General features: G+C 52.8%; 18 protein-coding genes. 5 read left to right on the top strand and 13 right to left on the bottom strand.

Going from position 1 to position 20,358, the window contains the following annotated elements:
- Positions 1 to 10: 10 nt before the first annotated feature.
- The 10 genes from AC6I8L_RS04320 to proB form a co-directional block, all read right to left on the bottom strand.
- Complete coding sequence (locus AC6I8L_RS04320; protein WP_058961535.1) at positions 11 to 1,006, bottom strand: glycosyltransferase family 2 protein; 996 nt, start codon at positions 1,004 to 1,006, stop codon at positions 11 to 13.
- Positions 1,003 to 2,310, bottom strand: a complete 1,308-nt coding sequence (locus AC6I8L_RS04315; RefSeq protein WP_058961536.1) for an oligosaccharide flippase family protein — start codon at positions 2,308 to 2,310, stop codon at positions 1,003 to 1,005. Before AC6I8L_RS04315 ends, AC6I8L_RS04320 begins: the two co-directional genes overlap by 4 nt.
- Before the next feature lie 1,179 nt (positions 2,311 to 3,489).
- Positions 3,490 to 5,235 (bottom strand): putative phage tail protein, encoded by a 1,746-nt coding sequence (locus AC6I8L_RS04310; RefSeq protein WP_058961537.1) that lies wholly within the window; start codon positions 5,233 to 5,235, stop codon positions 3,490 to 3,492.
- Positions 5,236 to 5,436: 201 nt separating this feature from the next.
- On the bottom strand, positions 5,437 to 5,730 hold the full coding sequence (locus tag AC6I8L_RS04305; protein ID WP_058961538.1) for a hypothetical protein: 294 nt from the start codon (positions 5,728 to 5,730) through the stop codon (positions 5,437 to 5,439).
- Complete coding sequence (locus AC6I8L_RS04300; RefSeq protein WP_176505737.1) at positions 5,727 to 6,071, bottom strand: DUF7940 domain-containing protein; 345 nt, start codon at positions 6,069 to 6,071, stop codon at positions 5,727 to 5,729. Before AC6I8L_RS04300 ends, AC6I8L_RS04305 begins: the two co-directional genes overlap by 4 nt.
- Positions 6,072 to 6,073: 2 nt before the next feature.
- Positions 6,074 to 6,541, bottom strand: a complete 468-nt coding sequence (locus AC6I8L_RS04295; RefSeq protein ID WP_034825324.1) for a glycoside hydrolase family protein — start codon at positions 6,539 to 6,541, stop codon at positions 6,074 to 6,076.
- A gap of 181 nt (positions 6,542 to 6,722) precedes the next feature.
- On the bottom strand, positions 6,723 to 7,001 hold the full coding sequence (locus AC6I8L_RS04290; protein WP_034825325.1) for a transcriptional antitermination N peptide: 279 nt from the start codon (positions 6,999 to 7,001) through the stop codon (positions 6,723 to 6,725).
- A 413-nt stretch (positions 7,002 to 7,414) separates the two neighbouring features.
- A complete protein-coding gene (locus tag AC6I8L_RS04285) occupies positions 7,415 to 8,146 on the bottom strand; it encodes a S24 family peptidase (RefSeq protein ID WP_058961539.1) in 732 nt (243 codons plus the stop codon).
- Between the two features lie 351 nt (positions 8,147 to 8,497).
- Positions 8,498 to 9,751 carry a glutamate-5-semialdehyde dehydrogenase gene (gene proA, locus AC6I8L_RS04280; protein WP_058961540.1) on the bottom strand — a complete coding sequence of 418 codons (1,254 nt, stop codon included), beginning with the start codon at positions 9,749 to 9,751 and terminating at the stop codon, positions 8,498 to 8,500.
- A gap of 10 nt (positions 9,752 to 9,761) precedes the next feature.
- Positions 9,762 to 10,865, bottom strand: coding sequence for a glutamate 5-kinase (gene proB, locus AC6I8L_RS04275; RefSeq protein WP_058961541.1), 1,104 nt, complete (start codon positions 10,863 to 10,865; stop codon positions 9,762 to 9,764).
- A gap of 246 nt (positions 10,866 to 11,111) precedes the next feature.
- On the opposite strand from proB, the gene ompC reads away from it, so the two are divergent.
- A complete protein-coding gene (ompC, locus tag AC6I8L_RS04270; RefSeq protein WP_058961542.1) occupies positions 11,112 to 12,230 on the top strand; it encodes a porin OmpC in 1,119 nt (372 codons plus the stop codon).
- Positions 12,231 to 12,342: 112 nt separating this feature from the next.
- On the opposite strand, the gene crl is transcribed toward ompC, so the two are convergent.
- The 3 genes from crl to gpt all read right to left on the bottom strand — a co-directional run bounded on the left by crl (position 12,343) and on the right by gpt (position 14,681).
- Positions 12,343 to 12,744, bottom strand: coding sequence for a sigma factor-binding protein Crl (crl, locus tag AC6I8L_RS04265; protein ID WP_058961543.1), 402 nt, complete (start codon positions 12,742 to 12,744; stop codon positions 12,343 to 12,345).
- A 109-nt stretch (positions 12,745 to 12,853) separates the two neighbouring features.
- Complete coding sequence (frsA, locus tag AC6I8L_RS04260; RefSeq protein ID WP_034825336.1) at positions 12,854 to 14,101, bottom strand: esterase FrsA; 1,248 nt, start codon at positions 14,099 to 14,101, stop codon at positions 12,854 to 12,856.
- Between the two features lie 121 nt (positions 14,102 to 14,222).
- Positions 14,223 to 14,681, bottom strand: a complete 459-nt coding sequence (gpt, locus tag AC6I8L_RS04255; protein WP_007887137.1) for a xanthine phosphoribosyltransferase — start codon at positions 14,679 to 14,681, stop codon at positions 14,223 to 14,225.
- 256 nt (positions 14,682 to 14,937) lie between these two features.
- Between gpt and pepD the strand changes: the two genes are divergently transcribed.
- The 4 genes from pepD to AC6I8L_RS04235 all read left to right on the top strand — a co-directional run bounded on the left by pepD (position 14,938) and on the right by AC6I8L_RS04235 (position 20,327).
- Positions 14,938 to 16,398: a beta-Ala-His dipeptidase gene (pepD, locus tag AC6I8L_RS04250; RefSeq protein WP_058961544.1), complete on the top strand. Its 1,461-nt coding sequence runs from the start codon at positions 14,938 to 14,940 to the stop codon at positions 16,396 to 16,398.
- A 330-nt stretch (positions 16,399 to 16,728) separates the two neighbouring features.
- Positions 16,729 to 18,234, top strand: coding sequence for a sugar ABC transporter ATP-binding protein (locus AC6I8L_RS04245; protein ID WP_058961545.1), 1,506 nt, complete (start codon positions 16,729 to 16,731; stop codon positions 18,232 to 18,234).
- Complete coding sequence (locus AC6I8L_RS04240; protein ID WP_058961546.1) at positions 18,231 to 19,229, top strand: ABC transporter permease; 999 nt, start codon at positions 18,231 to 18,233, stop codon at positions 19,227 to 19,229. The genes AC6I8L_RS04245 and AC6I8L_RS04240 overlap by 4 nt, the downstream gene beginning before the upstream one ends.
- Before the next feature lie 27 nt (positions 19,230 to 19,256).
- A complete protein-coding gene (locus AC6I8L_RS04235) occupies positions 19,257 to 20,327 on the top strand; it encodes a sugar ABC transporter substrate-binding protein (protein ID WP_034825344.1) in 1,071 nt (356 codons plus the stop codon).
- Positions 20,328 to 20,358 lie beyond the last annotated feature (31 nt).

The raw sequence follows: 20,358 nt of genomic DNA, 5'->3' as shown, positions 1-20,358 counted from the left end.
GAATTTCAAATCAGAATGCGCGCATTCTGTAGAGTGCATAGAGGAAATAGTACGCTGTGATAGTATTCAAATTCATAATCATGTACTTCAGTTTTTCATTTTTATTCAGCAGAATGAAAATACCTTTCGAGTATTTCCCCCGCTTTATTTCATTAATTTCCTGCGCGATATCTTCAGGTGAAAACGACGAATGATACATCGCCGTGACAATTTGCATATCTAACGCCAGCACGCGTTTTGAAATGCCCTTTAGCAGGTAATCGAGATTACTCCCCTGATATTTCTCAACGATAGAATCATACAGCGTGGTCAGAAACTGTTTTCTGACTTTGAGCTCGCTGTAATGCACCTTTTGCTTGGATAATGAACCGGCAACATCTTCATAATGGTAAGCCGTTCCCTGAGTGACCAGAAAATTGCTAATACAGCTGAAGAATTTGAGGTTAAATAAAAGATCCTCACTCATTGAGATCCCCTCAATAAAGCGCAGATTCAGCTCACTCAGTATCTGACGGCGATAACACTTATTATGCAAATAACCAATGTTGTCGCTCATCTCCAGCTCACCGAGCACATAAGGAATATCCTCGTTGCTGAAGAAGCCAGCCTGAGAGACCTTGCCCACACGGCCGTCGTTGAGGTTTCCTACCATCAAATCTACCGACTCCGTTGGCCATGCATCCAGATTCAGTTTGAAGATCATTAGAAAATCATCATCCACCCAATCATCTGCATCGAGGAAAAGAACATATTCCCCACTGGCCTGTTGCAATCCGCTGTTGCGAGCCGCGCTGACACCGGCGTTCCTTTGGTTTATTACCGTGACCTGAGAATAACGTGAAAACTCCTCCAGTACGTTTAGGGTTGAATCAGTGCTACCATCATTGACCACCACAATTTCATAATCGCTGAACGTCTGATTAAGCACACTCAGCAATGTCCGCTTGATGGTTTTTTGTGAGTTATAGACGGGAATAATAATACTGAAAAGTGGTTTTTCATTCATGATAAACTCTCTTTACTGTCTGAGGTTTTGTAATTGACAAATAACTGCCATAGTTTCCTGGGGTTGATAAAAATCTGATGAATACGCATCACCGGTTGCGCAGTGAAGAAATAATTAAGCAGCGAGAAAGAGAGGAATTCGGTTAATACCACGCTGAGGGCAGCGCCGGTTAAACCCAAAAGCGGCACCAATAAAATGGACGATGCCAGGCAGATAATTAATACCGCAAAGGTCTTTTTCACTAAAAAGCGATAACCGTTGTACTTAATAATAAAACGGTCCATGAGGCTGCTGAGCACACCACACATCGCGCCCACACTGAGCAGCAGCGTCGGCGCGATGGCATCGAGATACGCCTCGCCGTAAAAGTCACGGATAAACCAGCCTGCGAGTTGCCATATCGCCATGATCACAATGGCGGACACCCCCACGACCAGCAGATGCAGTTTTTGCGCTTTGACAATTGACTGCTCATCATCACGCTCGGCAAAGAACGCCGGAAAAAATGAGGCCAACAAGGCATTAGGTAAAAACACCCATGAGGTTGCCAGCGTCATGGCAACAGCAAATATCCCCGCCTCCTTTACACCGAGGAAATACGAAACGCTGAGTTGGTTGACGCGGGTATAAATCGCGATAGCGATCACCGAGAACACCAGCGAAATGCCAGAAGCCACCATGTAGCGCGAATACTTTTTGATGTGGCGCAGCGCCGGAATCGGCCCCTGGCGATGATAGCGCCAGAAAATCGCCAGCTTGATGCTGAACGGCAGCAACGTAGCCAGCACAATGGGGATCGCCAGAAACTGAGGGTCCAGTTGCAGATACGAAATAATGAAGCGCACTGACAGACTGATGGCGAGGCCGATCACGTTGGCGATCACATTGAGTCGAGCGTTGAGCATGGCCTCGTTGTAGATATTGACCAGATCAATCGACGAGAACAGACAGGCCATCGCCGCTGCGCAGATAAATACCAGCGCTTCACGGCTCCACGCCTCTCCCATGATCACCATGCCGCTGAGCGCTAAACCGCAGTAAATCAGCATCACCAGCAGAAAAGTCGCCATCATCAGGCGAATACCTGAATGACGATTTTGCGAAATACGCTTCAGCAAAATCACATCGCTGCCCATCACGGCGATCGACTGAATAAACTGAAACACCAGCATGGAGAGTGAGATAATGCCGAAGGTGGTCGGTCCAACATATTTCGCGACATAGGACGTCACAAAAATCAGACCAAACACTGCGATGAGTTTTTCAGCAATCATCCACATCGAATTTTTTAATTTATCTTTCACAGATCAACCTCAGTGAGAATCATGACTAAGCCAAACTTCACGTCCCTTTCGTCCGACTTAACATTAACTTTGATTTATTTAGGAGTTTCCTCAGGCAGAAATCGCCGGCCTTTTAACTCTCATGAAACGGTGGGTTAAATAAGATTATCGCTAATAAAATCGTGCAATTTTATTATTCATTCATTTAACTAAAAGCGCAGGCTACCGCCCCTGGCTTACAGCTACCAGTGTACTGACAACCTGTTACGGGCTATTTTTGGCGTAAAGAAACTACACTGTACTCAGACGAGCTCAGTTAAATATCATGCAGTTACATTAAATATCATGTTAAAGACATGATGACGCTTAGTGCAATCACCGTGACATCAATAAGAAACGCCAATTATCAATATGCCATTCAATATGATTAAAACAGGTGCAGCCTACTGAATTTTTTTGCACCACAAGAAATGCCGACCGGGATTGAAAAGGTACATCTAAAGACGGCCTTCTCAACGAACGTTACGACATTAACGATTTTGCTGTATGCCCTGCCTTTCTATTATCTCGATGCGTCTTTCGCTGTTCGATAATGGCAAGTGGCGTTAATTCAACATGGCTCTCGCAGCCGTGTTGCAATGGGCTCAGGGCCCTAATTTTGCGATCTGATTCAAACTTTTAATCGCATTCTCACCAGACAACGCGATGAGGTCAATGGCCTGGAGGTTAATACGGAATTTACTTAGCTGGAAATGGGATATCGCAGAAGGGGAAAGATTAGCGCGGATGAATCGGTTTTCAGAAAACTGATTAAGGCGACAGTCAAATACTGTTAGGAATAATAAGATCGAAATGGACTTACAAGACCATTTTTCGCTAACACCTTGTTCTGTAAGTTAACCTGCAAATTATCCGGGCAAATTAAACTGTAATGAATCTGGAGATAAGAACGGAGCTGATATATCGAACCGTTTTATTGCCTGGTGCCGTACTGAAAACTACACCATCTCCAGATTAACGTTTTTTTGTACGCATTAACGTAAATAAAAAGAGAATTAACACATTCCATCTGAGAATATCGCCATCCTATGCGGCTGGCGTGCCAGGAACCACTGTTAAAGAGACAACGCACCTGAGACGCTCTGCGTGTATTTTGGTCAAAAAAAAAGCGAGGCCGCAGCCTCGCCAGATAGATGGGTCTCAGTCGTAGTAGGGCAGTTTACGGTCAATACCGTTGATATTGACCAGCACAAAGCCGGTTGGCGCGGTTTTATTGGTTGGCGTGCCGGCGGCAGTGGCTACTGTCAGCACGCCCTTCTCATTAGCACCAATCCCCGCCAGCCCATTGTGCATGCCAAAGCGTGCGGCTGGCTTCAGTGTGCCCATGTTGGTGGTATCGGTAACAACCGACAGATCAGACTGGAACAGCGAGCATGAGCCTGAATCGAAACGCGTTGGGCCGGTGGTTTTCAGGTTCAGCATGGTGTCACCACTGTTCGCTTTCAGCTTCACCCACACCACGGCATAAGTGGTACCGACACGGCCGTAACGCATATCCAGGATGGCGGGCTGCCCCATATGAAAGGCATCCGCCCACACCGTTTCCAGCCGTTGCAAATTGATCCAGGTTTTGCCGCTACTTGCCACGTTAACCGGGGTGCCGGCGGTGCCGGTGGGCTGGGTGGCATCGGCTTTACCAATAAACTCCATCACCCACTGCTGGTTCGCATTCGGGAAGAACAGCTGCCCCAGGCGATACCAGTTGTCAGTTGACGTGTTATTGGTGATCTTGTAGCCGCTATAATAGCCGGCACGTAGCGATCCGGTCAGGAAACTACCGTAACTCTCGTCGCGACGATAACCATATTCGAAGGTGGAGAGCCATCTGCCGGCCACCAGATCGTTCGACACTTTCGCGCCAGATTGCAGGTTGATTTGACGCATCACCACGCGCGCATTATTGAGATTGAAAGGATTGCCGCAATCCTCAATATTGAGCGTATCAATGGTCCAGCCACCATCCGACAAGTCTCCTGGATTGCGCGTGTGCTCGATCCACACATTGCGCAAAATCCCCTGTGTACAGCGCGGCATATACAACGTGGCGTCACCATAACCCGTCTGGAAGTTACAGTTACAAATCTCAATCGCGGTAGAGTGATCCCATACCCCATTCGGTGAATTTGACCAGCCCACATCGAAGACGCGCGCATAGGTGTAGAGGGTATAAATCTGGTCAAATTTGGTGTCCAGCGTATCCAGCACTTTAATCACCGTGCCGCCGTTATTCTGTGCGCGGAAACAGTAGATGTTTACCGTGGTGCCTTCGATACAGGTATTTTCGAAGAACGGCTGAACATTGCTGCACATATCGGCAGTGATGGTGCCTTTGTTGGTGGTGATATCGGCCGAGGCCTGACCATTCCAGGCAATGCCGCGAATTGAGGTGCGGCGCGCCTTCACCTTGAATACCGGGTTGGCACTCTTATCCGAGATAATCGTGGTACGCGGCAGCGAACCCAGCTCAACATCATCACCCTGCAGACCGAAGAAGGCGTTATCGGTGCCGCTGATATCAATTGGACTGATCAGAAACTTCCCGCCGGGAAAACGAATCGGCAGGTCCTTAATATTACCGCTGTAATTCTGCGTCCAGGTTAGCATGCGATTAACCGCGTCCGTGTCATTGGCATAACCGTCTCCTTTGGCACCAAAGTGATAGACGTTCACGTCAGAAGGATCGTTAATCACGCGTTTCCAGTAAAAGCCATTACCGATGGCTAAGGTACCGCCATCGTCTGTCGCAGTAGTGGTGCCAATAAAACCGGTGAAGTCACCGCCTCCATGGAAGGTGGAGTCCGCGTTGTAGCGGCGCAAAAACGCCAGATCGCCATTTTTAGTCGGCGTGGTGGTGCGCAGTTCTGCGAATGAATTAACTTCGATCATCATAGCCTCCTCGGCCTTTTCAGGTTTGCAATGCAAGTGTGGGAACGGCGTTACTGCGCCAATCGGCCGCAGTGCTGATCCCAGAGATCGTTGTGGTTGTTGATGGCGCGCACGGTGCGAACATCCATACGCTCGGCATCATTGCCGTGGGTGTAAATCGGGGAGAAAAGTGTGCAAGCAGAGTCGATAACGACGGGGGATTCAGGGCTGGTTGTATTTCGAGTGCTGCAGCTTGTCGCGAGCAGCAGCGTCATCAAGATTAAGATTGCTGGCTTCCACACGTTTAGCCTCCTCGCGCAACTGTTGTTGCTGCTGGTTAACCGCGACAGCCTGCACGGCCGCTTTGTTCGCGGAGTCCACCTCTGATTTGGCTTGTTGCTGCACCTTGCCAATCTTTCTGCCACCGAAGTAGCTGACCACCAGTGCCGCAACAATGCCCGCCAGCGCAGCCAGCCAGTGCCAGCTGCCACCAAGCAGTGAAGTAATAAGCGTCATGGTTTCTCCTCCAGCGTCTTGCGCTGTTCAATCAGGTTTTTCTGTCGGACAAACTGCGCCAGAACCCCCATCGCCACCATGAAGGCACCAATCAACCCGAGGTAGTTGTGGGGAAGAATGTCTTTGATGTCCTGAGGCAATGCATTCCAGGCATCCAGCGCGGATGAGGGGAAGGATTGCGCCCAGGCGCTGAGCATCGAACCCAATGAAGCCAGCCATACTGACCAGGTTTTGAACAACAGACGCGCATGCTTCACAAACTCCAGCGTGGTAAAACGCTGGAGCAACAACAGCACAATCACTGCTGCCAGCACCGCGATGACAAACACCATCCATCTCATGTTCATAACAGCCCCCGATAAATGTCGTAGCTGCCGCTGCGCATGACTTCAGCGTGACGCCGTGCGCGCCCGGGCGTTTGCCGTGCCCACAAGCTGTCGAGCATGGCATTGGCGGCGCCATTAAAGTCCCCCTGGGTGATGGCGCTCAGCATGCCGCGAAACAGGGATAACCCATCAACGCCCAATTGATATGCCATGCTGATCAGCACATCACAGCGCGCCTCACTGCACTTGCTTAGCGCTTGCTGCACCAGAGCACGCTGGTTCATCTCCAGCACTTTGTTCTCCACAATGCACTGCTTCCACACATCCCCGACTCGTCGCGGTACCTGGAAGATGTAGTTGCTGAGTGAGGCTCCTTTAGGCCCGATGCGGATACCGCCGGCCACGGTAGGAAACCCTTGCGTATCAAGGTAGGGCGCCTCGCGGTAGCCCTCTTCAAAATTCAAAATGGCAATAATCTGGCTCATAGCGATTCCTCTTTGACGGGCGCAACGATGCAAAAATGACTGCGCAGAGACTCCAAAACATAAATCTCACTGATCTATCCGCCCTTCTGAGACCACGCGTAATCCGCGCTACGCTCAAGCCAGGCTAAACAGTGAGCAATAACGAAACGTTCCGCTTAAAGCTGGGAAATATGACAAGGATTTAGCGCACGGCGTACAAATGGACGTGGGGCAGACAGCAGTTGTCGAAGCTGGCGCTTTCGGCCTGACGTGGTGTGGGGGCCATTACCGCACAGTCGACTCGCGATTGCGTCTGGCGCTGGCAGATGCGTTCTGCGCTACGCAGGCTTGGATTATCGGGCTCAAGGCCTAAGGCGCAGTCGATACTGCGCTTCAGGCGGCTAAGTGACTGGCGGCGTCGGTGACGGCGGGTGCGCGCGTTCCCGGTGAAGACTGACTTGCCATACTGGATAATCGCCATAACTCCTCCTGTGAATGAGTCTTTGGCGATGGGGTGGCAGGCGCGGCGTGTCGGCTGAAGCCGAGGCGTCCGTGATTCCACTGCAAACACTCGACATCGACCCGCCCGGCTGCGTTCGCGGCCAGGGATAAGCAGAGGAGAGTGAAGTCAGAAGAGAGCTGACGACGCTGCATAATGCGCATCCACCCCATCCCAAAATTCACTGACTTTGGGTGGTGGGTATCGCGCTTGTGCAGCGCCTCAATTGTTTAAGAGCGGGCTCATCCGGGAGCAGTGATGTCGTCCTTCCATGGTCAAATTATTAACAGGTTCTAATGCATTGGCAAACACCAACAGTTAATTTTTTATTTACCAACGGTTAAATTTATGATTTCAGCCGGAATATTTTTTTACCTGCTCAGCGCGTTTTGTGATCAACCTAAAATCTGGTAATCACGCGCCTGGCTCATGATGACGCGCGCCACGACCTGCAATGAGGCCGCCTCATCCAGCGTTAAGTACCAGGTCTCATAGCGCTTGTTGTCGGAGATGACCGCGACCTTTCTGTGTTGCAACTGCAGACGTTTGAGATAAAGTTGATCATCCAGCGTAAACAGGTAAATCCCGTCTCCGTCAAAGCGATGCACGCTGATGTCCACGAACAGCTGATCACGTGGCGCAAAGGTGCCGGCCATCGAATCATTGTTTAGCGCGATGAGGCGGATGCTCTCTGCCGGACGGCCGCTGAACAGCACGCGTGCCTCATCCAGCCCATACTCGATAGCCTGAATGGTTTCGACCAGTTCATCACGCGCAGCAATGCCCCGGGCGCTTCGCTGCCCAATATCCAGACTCTCGACGCGGAACCGATGTTGCGGGTCAATAAGTGCATGCTGGCTCACCGTGGCATCGGGTTGCTCCATACCAAACTGCAGCCACTCTACGCGCACGTCCAGCAACTGGCTGAGCGCCAGTAGATTACTGTCATCCGGAATCGATTGAGCGTTAAACCATTTCCAGACTCCCGGTGTTGAGATCCTGCATCCCCTTTTCTGCAGCGCCTGTGCAACCTGTTTGTTTCGTCCATGTCCGACAATTCCCGCGCTATCACACGCGGCAATCAGCCTGGCAGTAAAAGCTTGTCTGCTACTCTCTTTTTTAACCATCAGTTAATAATCTGCCATCAGTTAAAGACTGAATGTTATTTTCTTTTTTGCTACCAGTTCATTTTATATTACCGTCAGTTTACTACCCAACAGCTTTTATCAATGAAGCTGGATGATCATTATCCTCTTCGACGGGGTGGAAACCAGCAATGAATGCCCTACAGCTTGTTCTGACAGGGGTTTTCAGGATTGTTCTGTGACGCTGATACCAGCACCTAAAACAAAAAATGCGCGAAAAAGCGCGTCGGCGCCATAGATGACAGAAATAAATCAAAAAGCTCTGGAAATAATTGGATCGGAAGCAAAAAAATGGGCACCCTTACGGTGCCCATTGTGTTGCAGAAGTGAAAATTAGCCGCGCAGCGTATCGTCGCCCCAGCCAATCCACTTGTAGGTCGTCAGCGCTTCCAGCCCCATCGGGCCACGCGCATGCAGCTTCTGCGTACTGACCGCGACTTCCGCGCCCAGACCGAACTGCCCGCCATCGGTGAAACGCGTACTGGCATTGACATAAACGGCGGAGGAATCGACCTGATTCACAAAGCGGTTGGCGTTGCCAATGCTGCGCGTCAGGATGCCATCCGAATGCTGCGTACCGTGTTCGCGAATGTGCGCAACCGCATCGTCGAGATCCGCCACCAGCTTGACGTTAAGATCGTTGGATAACCACTCATCGTCATACTGTTCGGTTTTCACCGCCACCACGCTGGCCGGGCCGTTTTGCAGCAGCGACAGGACATTTTCATCGCCGTGCAGCGGGATGTTTTCCTGCGCCATGCGCTGCAAAAATGCAGGAATAAAGCGTTCAGCCTGATCGCGGTGAATCAGCAAGGTTTCCAGTGAATTGCAGGCGCTTGGACGCTGTTTTTTCGCATTAACAATCACCTCCAGCGCGGGTTCGATTTCCATGGTTTCATCAAGATAGAGATGACACACACCGATACCCCCGGTGATCACCGGAATCGTCGAATTTTCACGACACAGCTTGTGCAGCCCTGCACCGCCGCGTGGAATCAACATATCGACGTAGCGATCAAGTTTCAGCAGTTGGTTAACCAACTCGCGATCCGGGTTTTCAATCGCCTGCACCGCACCTTTTGGCAGGCCATGCTCGCTCAGCGCGTTTTGGATTACGCGAACGGTAGCCGCGTTAGTGCGATAGGTCTCTTTACCGCCGCGCAAAATCGCCGCATTGCCGGTTTTCAGGCACAGAGAAGCCACATCCACAGTGACGTTAGGACGCGCTTCATAAATCACCCCAATCACGCCCAATGGCACACGGCGACGTTCAATACGTAAACCGCTGTCCAGCACGCCGCCATCGATCAACTGTCCGACCGGATCGGCCAAACGGCACACCTGACGCACATCGTCAGCGATACCTTTCAGACGCTGTGGATTGAGCGTCAGGCGATCCAGCAATGCCGCGCTCATGCCATTCTGCCGCGCATCGGCCAAGTCCAGCTCGTTAGCCGCCAGAATGTCGGCACTTTCCGCTTCCAGGCGATCGGCAATCGTCAGCAGCACCTGATTTTTTTGTTCAGTGGAGAGTTCTGCCAGCTTGTACGACGCTGCACGCGCCGCTTTTCCCATTTCTTCTAACATCATCTGCTCCTTAACTGACGATCATGTCGTCACGATGCACCGCAACCGGACCATATTCGTAACCGAGGATGTCGCTGATTTCCTGGCTGTGATGACCGGCAATCATGCGCATGGCGTCGCTGTTGTAGCGCGTCACGCCGTGAGCGATATCGCGGCCTTGCAGGTTACGAATGCGGATCACTTCGCCACGAGAGAAGTTGCCCTGCACTTCACGCACGCCTTTCGGCAGCAGTGAGCTGCCGCGCTCTAATACCGCAGCCAGCGCACCGTCATCAATCACAATTTCGCCAGCCGGCGGGGCGCCGAAGATCCAGCGCTTGCGGTTCTCCAGCGGTGATTGCTGTGCGTGGAAACGGGTGCCGACCGGTTTGCCATACAGCACGTCGCTGATCACATCCGGGCGGCTACCCGCCGCAATGATCACGTCGATACCGGCGCGGCAGGCCACATCCGCCGCCTGCAGTTTGGTCGCCATGCCACCCGTGCCGAGGCCGGAAACACTGCCTCCGGCCAGCGTGCGCAACGCATCATCAATCTGGTGCACATCGCTGATCAGTTCCGCTTCCGGATCGGTGCGAGGATCGGCGGTGAACAGGCCCTGTTGATCGGTCAGCAGCAGCAGTTTATCCGCGCCGCCGAGCATCGCCGCCAGCGCAGACAGGTTGTCGTTATCGCCCACTTTGATTTCAGCGGTAGCAACAGCATCGTTCTCGTTAATCACCGGCACGATGTGGTTATCGAGCAGCGCACGCAGCATGTCACGTGCGTAGAGGAAGCGTTCACGATCTTCCATATCCGCACGCGTCAGCAGCATCTGACCGATATGAATCCCGTAAATTGAGAACAGCTGCTCCCACAGCTGAATCAAACGGCTCTGCCCCACTGCAGCCAGCAGCTGCTTTGAGGCGATGGTGGGCGGCAGTTCGGGGTAACCCAGGTGTTCGCGTCCGGCGGCAATCGCGCCTGATGTGACGATAACGATACGATGACCCGCCGCGTGCAGTTGTGCACACTGACGAACCAACTCCACCATGTGCGCACGATTCAGCCGACGCGAACCGCCGGTGAGGACGCTGGTACCCAATTTGACCACAAGGGTCTGACTGCCACTCATGTTTTTCCTGCCATATAAGAAAAAAATTCTGCGAAGGGACGTTTTATCAGGAGTGAGCGAGGAAGCCAATAACAGCAAGGGGAAAAGCACAAAAATCCCCTGACAATGCAGTAGACCAAAAGTTCGCGATTAACAAGAAATCAGAAAAACTGTCATAAAACTTTCATCACCAGTCGGTAAAAAGTCCCCTGTTTTACAAACCCTTTCAAGGGTACAACAAATTTTACTCATTGGGATTGATAGCAAATGAAGAAGAGCACACTGGCATTAGTCGTATCAGCGCTGGCATTGACCTCCGCTGCTCACGCCGCAGAAGTTTATAACAAAGACGGTAACAAGCTGGACTTCTACGGCCGCGTTAAAGCTGAGCATTACTTTAGTGATGCCGCTTCAAACGATGGTGACAAATCTTACGTTCGTATCGGCTTCAAAGGTCAGACCCAGATCAACGATCTGATGACCGGCTACGGCCAGTGGGAATACCAGTACAACGTTAACAACTCTGAAGGTTCTGACGCTAACTCAGGCAACAAAACCCGTCTGGGCTTTGCAGGTCTGAAATTCGGTCAGTACGGTTCATTCGACTACGGTCGTAACTACGGCGTGCTGTACGACGTTGAGGCATGGACTGACGTATTCCCAGAGTTTGGTGGTGACGGTACTGCGCGTACTGATAACTTCATGACTGCACGTGCGACTGGTGTTGCGACTTATCGTAACAGCAACTTCTTCGGTCTGGTTGATGGCCTGCGCTTCGCGCTGCAATACCAGGGTAAAAACGACTCTACCAGCGCCAACGCACGTGGTAGCGCCACCGACACTTCTCGCCAGAACGGCGACGGTTACGGTGCATCTCTGGGCTACACCATCGGCAGCACTGGCATCAGCCTGATGTCAGCCATCACCTCTTCTGACCGTACTAACCAGCAGCAAGCGCGTGCTTACGGTTCTGGTGACAAAGCGGATTCATGGGGCGCGGGCATCAAGTATGACGCTAACAGCGTTTACCTGGCCGCAATCTACACCGAAACCCGCAACATGACCCCAATCAGCGGCACCAACTCAGTGACCGGTTTAAGCGTGTCAGGTGCAGCGAACAAAGCACAGAACATTGAATTGGTTGCTCAGTACCAGTTCGACTTTGGCCTGCGTCCGTCCATCGGCTATGTGCAGACCAAAGGTAAAGACATCGAAGGTATCGGCGATGCGGACCTGGTTAAATACATCGACGTTGGCGCGACTTACTACTTCAACAAGAACATGTCTACCTTCGTTGATTACAAAATCAACCAGCTGAACGACGACAACCGCCTGTCACTGAACAACGACGACATCGTTGCTGTTGGTCTGACTTACCAGTTCTAAGTCGTCTGATTTACCCTCAATGTGTCTATAAAAAAAGAGCCGGCTCATCACCGGCTCTTTCTTCTTTTTGTCTGTTTAGCTGGCTTAACAGCCGAGCCCGACGATGGCGTGCTTAAGCGCTGAGCTTGACCGGCTCTTCTTTAAAACCCGATGCCGGTTTGAGATCCAACTTAAGATCCTTCAACACCGCTTTCAAACGCTCATGGAAATTACGCAGCGTACTTTCCACTCTCTCGTTGTTCTCTTTGCCTTTGATCGTTTCCACACCCCAGTCACCGTCTTTATCAAACAACCCAAAGTGGTATTCATAGGTGAAATGGTCTTCGTGCGCTTCCAGCGTCATCCACCAGCCCCAAAATTCACGGAGTTCAGGAGCAGGTTTAACGTTGACACATGCCGCCAGGCAATCGAAGAAAAAACGCTGCTCTTCGCATTTTCCTTCACGGATGTACGGCCCCAATTCGGTGAAGCGCTTCAGCAGGCGACTACGGGGATGACCACTCGGTAACGTCATGCTAATTCTCCCTCAAATAACCGTAAAATTGTTTCTCGCTACGCGAATCACGCGCGCAACGCAAAATATTCCGGATATAAGTAGTAGCAGAGCGTCGAATTTTTGCCAGTCATACACCCAATTGTTTTGCTAACCAGTCACAGATTTGATTTAACGCTTTCTCAAAACTGGAGAACACCGGCGTGGCGGGTATTGCCAATACTTTGCCCTGTGCGGAAGAGTTGGCAATCAATTGAGCCTCTTCTTCTGGGCTGAACAAATCGCCCGGCCAGTATGCCGCCAGCATCGGCGTCGGCGTGCGACGCCCCAACAGACCCTGCACCTTCAGTGAATAGCGATTGAGCTCAATGCGCAGGTTGCTGTCAGACGCGGACGGCATCCCCAGGCGACTGGCCAGCATGTCCATGTACATGTCCGGTAGTTGCTGCTGGCGTTGCTCATCGACAAACACGTTATGCACCATCGCGCCCAGTGTCGCGACCGCACGCAGGCGTGGCACTTCCAGATAAGCCAGTCGGGTGGCGACATTGGCGCCAAAGCGATAGCCAAACAGCGCAACGCGCGTGTGATCAATCCACGGCACATTGCTCAGCTCACGCAGCACCTGCTGGTGAAGCTGGCTGGTGTCCTGGTTCAGCTTCCATTTGCTGCTGAAGCCCACAGAGGGCATATCCAGCGTCAACATGGCGATGCCACGCGGGGCCAGATAATCGTGGAACAAGCGATAATGATCGCTCTGCAGCGAATCCAGGCCACCGCACAGCAGCACCGTTGGGTATGGGGCTTTGGCCTCAGCAGGCATATGCAGGAAACCGGTGACCGGGCTGCCACCGCTGATCTGGAAGGTCAGCGCTTTCAGCTCACCCGGCAGACGCTGCGTGGCCTCTTCGTATGCCCGGTTTGCCAGCACCTGTGCCTGATCGGCCAGATCATCGCCTTTGATATAGGGATAGGCGGCAATACTGTAGAGATTAGATGCGCGCATCCACTGATGCCCAGCTTCCTCGTGATCTTCATTCTCCATCGCGCGCTGTTGCCATAAGGCGGCCTGCTTCGACCACTCAAAGTTCCAGTTCCCACCGCGATAACCAATCACCGTGTCGAGTTGGGTGTCATCAGTGTGCTCATACTCACTGATAGCGATGCGCGCCAGCACTTCGCTGATCTCCTGCGGAGACAGGCCGCGCCACGTCCACAGCAGCTTGTTGAGCATGCGATACCAGCAAGGTTGGGTATCCCCTTCGAGGGTGTTGTGCACCTGAACCGGATGATGGTGCTGACGGTGCACCAGAGAGGAGGTTTCCGGGTGTTTAAAGCGGGGCTTAAAAAGCTCTTCGCTGAGGTTTTTATCCGACATCTTAGACGTTCTCCCGCGATAGTCGCATAGATGCCTAAGAGTGTACTGCACCCGCATGTTGGGTGCGAGGCGTAGAATGCACAACGCCCGGCATAACCGGGCGTTGTTTGCGTTGCATCAATCAGCTTTTGACGATTGGCGGGATGTAAACCACGCCCATGTCCCACGGCTGTTCGATCCAGGTGTTCTGCGGAATATCGACAATGTAGTCGTCCACCAGCGCACGGCCAGCGGGCTTAGCGAAGATGGTGCAGAAACGCGCTTTTGGATACATATCGCGAATCGCCTGCGCGGTGCCGCCGGTATCCACCAGGTCATCAATCACGATGAAACCTTCACCGTCGCCTTCCGCACGCTTCAGCACTTTCATTTCGCGCTGATGATCGTGGTCATAGCTGGAGATGCAGACGGTATCGACATAGCGAATACCCAGTTCACGCGCCAGCAGCGATGCCGGAACCAGACCACCACGGCTTACCGCAATGATACCTTTCCACTGTTCCACAGGAAGCAGGCGCTGGGCCAGTTTACGGGCATGGATCTGCAACATGTCCCAGGTGACGACGTATTTTTCGCTCATAAAAGAAATCCCGACCAACAATCGTTGGTTTAAAAAATAGACAAGGGGGAAAAGGTTGCGCGAGATTATAAGGATCTGACGCGTTAAAAACCAGCATCTGTCGAACTGGATGCAGGATTTTAGCGCGCCTGAGTACGCACCCGGTGAAAAACAGTGATATTCTCAGCCACATCACGTCAGATGTGCTGACGGCGATCTTTCACTGGAACCCGGCGTGCGAGCGGTATGTCCGCCGCGCTGACACAGGAGATGCATTGTGTCTGAATTGTCGCAACTTTCCCCCCAACCGCTGTGGGATATTTTCGCTAAAATCTGCTCCATCCCACATCCTTCTTATCATGAAGAAGCACTGGCTGAGCACGTGGTCAGCTGGGCAAAAGAGCAAGGATTTTGGGTTGAGCGCGATCAGGTCGGCAATATCCTGATTCGCAAACCGGCTACTGCGGGTATGGAAAAACGTACTCCGGTTGCGCTGCAGGCGCACCTTGATATGGTGCCGCAGAAGAACAACGATACGGTGCACGACTTCACTAAAGACCCGATCCAACCTTATGTTGATGGTGAGTGGGTCAAAGCGCGCGGCACCACGCTGGGCGCAGACAACGGCATTGGTATGGCTTCTGCGCTGGCGGTGCTGGCCGATAACAGCCTGACCCACGGCCCGCTGGAAGTCCTGCTCACCATGACCGAAGAATCGGGCATGGATGGCGCATTTGGTCTCCAGCCAAACTGGCTGCAGGCCGATATCCTGATCAACACCGACTCAGAAGAAGAAGGTGAGATCTATATGGGTTGCGCAGGCGGTATTGATTTCATCTCCACCCTGCCATTAAGCCGTGAAGCCGTACCTGCGGGCTTTGAAACCCTGAAGCTAACGCTGAAAGGCCTGAAAGGCGGCCACTCCGGTGCCGATATTCATCATGGTCTGGGCAACGCCAACAAGCTGCTGGCGCGTTTCTTTGCGGTCTACGTGCAGGAACTGGATGTGCGTCTGATTGAGTTCACTGGCGGCACGCTGCGTAATGCGATTCCGCGCGAAGCTTTTGCCACGCTGGCGATCGACAGCCATAAAGTGGATGCCCTCAAATCGGCTGCGGCTCATTTCCAGGCCACGCTGCTGAACGAGCTGGGCATTAAAGAGAAGAACATTGCGTTAACCACCGAGCCGCTGGCACATCAGGGCCAGGCGCTGACCACCGAAAGCCGCGATCGCTTCATCAACCTGCTGAACAGCACCCCGAACGGTGTGATTCGCAACTCTGACGTGGCCAAAGGCGTGGTGGAAACCTCGCTGAACGTCGGCGTGGTGACCATGGATCAAGACAATGCCGAAATCATCTGCCTGATTCGTTCACTGATCGACACCGGCAAAGATTGGGTGGTGGAAACCCTGACTTCACTGGGCCAGTTGGCTGGCGCGAAAACCGCACCAAAAGGCGGTTATCCTGGCTGGCAGCCTGATGCTGATTCACCGGTGATGGCGCTGACGCGTAAAACCTACGAAGCCCTGTTTGGCAAAACGCCAAACATTCAGGTGATTCACGCGGGTCTGGAGTGTGGTCTGTTCAAGAAGCCGTATCCGAACATGGATATGGTGTCGATTGGGCCAACCATTACCGGTCCACACTCACCGGATGAGCAGGTGCACATTGAGAGCGTCGGTCTGTACTGGAAACTGCTGACTGCGCTGCTGAACGTGGTGCCAGAGAAGGCGTAAGTCTTTGCGATGCTGTAAGGAACCAGGCTAAGGCCTGGTTTTTTTATGCCTGCAATCCTGAGGTTAAGGATTCTCTTGCTAATAAGGTCGCAATATTTGCCGGAACCCATTTTGAGACCGACAGTAACATGCAGCATATTTCACTATAAATCCTGCTTATTACCCCAGCATTCTACCACTCCACACTCCCTCTCTAGTTTTAGCCGCCGTTACGCCCAGATGTCTGGATGGCTAATAAGATTTCGTGCTAGCTTATGCGCTTTCGTTTGTTGCCCAGCGTTATGGGTTCAGAAAAAATGCCACCCACTCTTTTAATGAAAGGCCTGTCCCATGAGTGCGATTAACCGCCTGGAGATGCGTAATATCTCCATCGCTTTTGGCGGTTTTGCCGCACTGACCCAGGTCGATTTTCTGACCGAGGGCGGATCGGTGCATGCGTTGACCGGAGCCAATGGCGCAGGAAAATCCACCCTGATGGCGGTGCTATCCGGCGCGCACAGTGATTACAGCGGCGAGATTCTGCTGGACGATGCGCCGGTCTCCATTCGTTCACCGCGCGATGCCAAAAAACTCGGTATTCATTTGGTGCAGCAGGAGGTGGATGTGGCGCTGGTGCCGCAGCTCAGCGTGGCAGAAAACATTCTGCTCGATCAGCTGGCAGAACCCGGCCATGTCTATAGCTGGCGTGAAATCCGTCGCCAGGCGCGTGCCCTGCTCAATCAGCTGGAAGTGAACATCGATGTTAATCGTCTGGTGGAACGCTGCTCACTGGCGGAGAAACAACAAATCCTGCTGGCGCGCGCCCTCTCCCATCACTGCCGTTTTCTCATTCTGGATGAACCGACCGCGCCGCTGGATCAGCATGAAAGCGAGCGTCTGTTTACCGTGGTGCGTCGTTTACAAAGCAACGGCATTGGCGTGGTGTTTATCTCCCACCGCATTCACGAACTCAAAGCGATTTGCGATCGCTTAACCGTGCTGCGTGATGGCCGCTTGATTGAAAGCAGCCCGATGGCGGCACTGAGTGGCGAGCAGATTGTTGAGAAAATGCTGGGGCACCAGTTGACTGATGTCTATCCACCTCGCCGTGAACAGAGTGAGCAACCGCTGCTGCTGTCGGTGGAAGGTCTGCACGATGATCAACTGCTGGCGGACATTTCACTGCATCTGCGCAAAGGCGAAATCCTCGGCATTGCCGGCTTAGCGGGTGCAGGGAAAACCGAGCTGTGTAAGGCGCTGTTTGGCGCAAGCAAAAGCCGCGTCGAAAAAGGCGAGCTGCACGGCAAACCGTGGCGGCCGCGTTCACCGCACGATTCGGTGGAAAACCGCATGGCGCTGGTGCCGGAAGAGCGTCGCAAGGAAGGTATTTTTATCGATGAACCGGTGAGCATGAACCTGAGCGTCAGCGCGGACAACAGTTTTTCCCGCTGGAGCCTGTTCGGTCATCGTCAGGCCTGGCGCTGGGCTGAAGAGGTGATTCAGCGCCTCAACGTGCGTACCACCGGCCCGGCGCAGATTCTGCGTCGTCTGTCAGGCGGCAACCAGCAAAAAGTGGCAATTGGCAAATGGCTGCGCAACAACGCTGACGTGCTGATCTTTGATGAGCCGACCAAAGGTGTCGATATCAAAGCCAAAACCGATCTGTTCAGCCTGATTGACGGCCTGGCACGCGAAGGCAAAGGCATCATCTACGCTTCGGGCGAGTTTTCCGAACTGGTCGGCTTATGTGACCGTATTTGTGTGCTCTGGGATGGGCGCATTGTGGCAGAGATGGAAGGTCGTCAGGCCACAGAAGAGATGCTATTGCTTTATTCCACCGGAGGAACCCCTGCGTGAGCAGCAAAGAACTATCCCTGAACCCGCAGGTTTCTCTGCGTCATAAACTATTCGATTTTCTCTATAAATGGGGCATGTTGCTGACCGTGGTGATTCTGATCGCTGGGTTTGGTCTGGCATCGGACAGCTTCCTCGAGCCCACCAACATCATCAACATCCTGCGTTCGATTGCTATCGTCACGGTAATTGCGATTGGTGTGTCGATTTCGCTGACCATCGGCGGCTTCGATTTGTCGGTAGGCTCAACCGCCTCACTGGCCAATGCGCTGGTGATTTCGCTGTTTGTCTGGCACGGCTTTGGCACCACCGAAGCCATTATCATCACGCTGCTGCTGTGCACTCTGGTGGGGCTGCTCAACAGCTTCCTGATCGTGATTCTGCGCATTCCCGACATGCTGGCTACACTGGCCACCCTGTTTGTCATACAGGGCGTGGCGATGACTTACAGCTTCGGCGGTTCGATTACCGAGAATATGGTGATGCCAAGCGGCGATATGGCGGAGGGCACTATCCCCGCAGCGTTCGGTCTATTGGGTCAGGTGCCGACCATTGTGATCATCATGCTGGTGGTGACGATTGTGGCACAGCTGGCGCTGTCATTGACCAAGCATGGCCGTCGCATGTACGCGCTGGGTGGCAATCCAGAAGCCGCACGCCTTTCCGGTATTCGCACCACGCGCTACCGCGTTTTGGCCTATGTACTCGCATCGCTGCTGGCCGGATTAGGCGGCATTCTGCTGGCATCGCGTATTGGATCTTCGCAGGTGAACGCCGGCAGTGGATATTTGATGGATGCCGTTGCCGCGGCATGGATCGGCTTCTCGCTGGCCGGTTCCGGCAAACCTAACGCGCTCGGTACGCTGGTGGGCGCGGTGATTCTGGGTGTGTTGCAGAACGGGCTGGTGATGTTGTCCGTGCCTTATTACGTCATGGACATTATCAAAGGCCTGGTGCTGGCTCTGGCCCTGGCGATTACCTACATTCAGCGCCGCTAAGGCGCGTTTACTGAGAAAGAGATTCTAATGAAAAAAATTACCCTTTCGCTGCTGGCATTAAGCCTGCTGAACGCCAGCGCTGCCTTTGCCGATACCGTTACCCCGGTTCCCGCAGCGATTGCGAATCACGAAGGTCCGGTGCGCATCGCCATCATCCGTAACCTGGGGTCTGACGATAACACCACGCAGTTTATTGCCGGTGCCATTCAGCAAGGTCGTCAACTGGGCTTTAAAGTCAGTACTTTCCTGAGTAACGGCGATGATGCGCGTTTCCAGGACTTTGTTAATCAGGCGATCAGCCAGAAATACGATGGCATCATTCTCTCTCACGGCAAAGAACCCTACTCCACCGCTCTGGTGCAACACATTGTCGATGCAGGTATCAAACTGTCCGTCTTTGATACCCCGGTAAATACGCCGGTCAATGGCGTTACCGTCACTGCGCAAGATGATGCCTCGCTGGCGCAGGCGTCACTGGGTCAGTTGATCAGTGATTTCCATGGTAAAGCCAACATCATCAAACTGTGGGTCGCAGGCTTCCCGCCGCAGGAACGTCGCCAGGTGGTGTATGAGAAACTGCTGAAAGAGAATCCAGGCATTCATCAGCTGGAATCCATTGGCGCAGTTTCTACCGATGTACAGGGCGACACCGCCAACAAAGTGGGTGCGATCCTGGCAAAATATCCAAAAGGTAAAATAGATGCGATTTGGGCGTCGTGGGACGCGTTCAGTCAGGGTGCTTATAAAGCGCTACAAGAGAATGGTCGTACTGAAATCAAAATCTACAGTATTGACGTGTCCAACCAGGACTTGCAGTTGATGCATGAGAAGAACAGCCCATGGGTGCAGACGGTCGCGGTCGATCCAAAAACCATCGGTGCGGTCAATATGCGCTTAGTGGCCAATAAAATCGCGGGTGAAGCCACTCCGGCAAGCTACGAGTTTAAAGCGTCTTCCATTTCGCAGCAGTTGCTGAATAGCCAGCAAGGGGCGATTAACGTAGCAACCCTGAACAAGATTATTCCAGGCTGGGGTGTGAACAACGATTTTGTTGCGCCGTGGTTTGCCACGCTGGAAGCGAAGTACGCTAAGAAGTAATTCAGTGGCCGAATAGGGCATCCTGGCGGCG

This window comes from Type-E symbiont of Plautia stali, from assembly GCF_059731115.1.
Note: the sequence above shows the minus strand (reverse complement) of the source record. Positions and strands in the feature narration are given on the sequence as shown.

What these genes read in the sequence shown, in the direction of transcription:
- AC6I8L_RS04320 (WP_058961535.1), bottom strand. Translation starts at nt 1,006, where the DNA reads ATGAATGAAAAACCACTTTTCAGTATTATTATTCCCGTCTATAACTCA.
- AC6I8L_RS04310 (WP_058961537.1), bottom strand. Translation starts at nt 5,235, where the DNA reads ATGATCGAAGTTAATTCATTCGCAGAACTGCGCACCACCACGCCGACT.
- AC6I8L_RS04305 (WP_058961538.1), bottom strand. Translation starts at nt 5,730, where the DNA reads ATGACGCTTATTACTTCACTGCTTGGTGGCAGCTGGCACTGGCTGGCT.
- AC6I8L_RS04300 (WP_176505737.1), bottom strand. Translation starts at nt 6,071, where the DNA reads ATGAGATGGATGGTGTTTGTCATCGCGGTGCTGGCAGCAGTGATTGTG.
- AC6I8L_RS04295 (WP_034825324.1), bottom strand. Translation starts at nt 6,541, where the DNA reads ATGAGCCAGATTATTGCCATTTTGAATTTTGAAGAGGGCTACCGCGAG.
- AC6I8L_RS04290 (WP_034825325.1), bottom strand. Translation starts at nt 7,001, where the DNA reads ATGGCGATTATCCAGTATGGCAAGTCAGTCTTCACCGGGAACGCGCGC.
- AC6I8L_RS04285 (WP_058961539.1), bottom strand. Translation starts at nt 8,146, where the DNA reads ATGGTTAAAAAAGAGAGTAGCAGACAAGCTTTTACTGCCAGGCTGATT.
- proA (WP_058961540.1), bottom strand. Translation starts at nt 9,751, where the DNA reads ATGTTAGAAGAAATGGGAAAAGCGGCGCGTGCAGCGTCGTACAAGCTG.
- proB (WP_058961541.1), bottom strand. Translation starts at nt 10,865, where the DNA reads ATGAGTGGCAGTCAGACCCTTGTGGTCAAATTGGGTACCAGCGTCCTC.
- ompC (WP_058961542.1), top strand. Translation starts at nt 11,112, where the DNA reads ATGAAGAAGAGCACACTGGCATTAGTCGTATCAGCGCTGGCATTGACC.
- crl (WP_058961543.1), bottom strand. Translation starts at nt 12,744, where the DNA reads ATGACGTTACCGAGTGGTCATCCCCGTAGTCGCCTGCTGAAGCGCTTC.
- frsA (WP_034825336.1), bottom strand. Translation starts at nt 14,101, where the DNA reads ATGTCGGATAAAAACCTCAGCGAAGAGCTTTTTAAGCCCCGCTTTAAA.
- gpt (WP_007887137.1), bottom strand. Translation starts at nt 14,681, where the DNA reads ATGAGCGAAAAATACGTCGTCACCTGGGACATGTTGCAGATCCATGCC.
- AC6I8L_RS04245 (WP_058961545.1), top strand. Translation starts at nt 16,729, where the DNA reads ATGAGTGCGATTAACCGCCTGGAGATGCGTAATATCTCCATCGCTTTT.
- AC6I8L_RS04235 (WP_034825344.1), top strand. Translation starts at nt 19,257, where the DNA reads ATGAAAAAAATTACCCTTTCGCTGCTGGCATTAAGCCTGCTGAACGCC.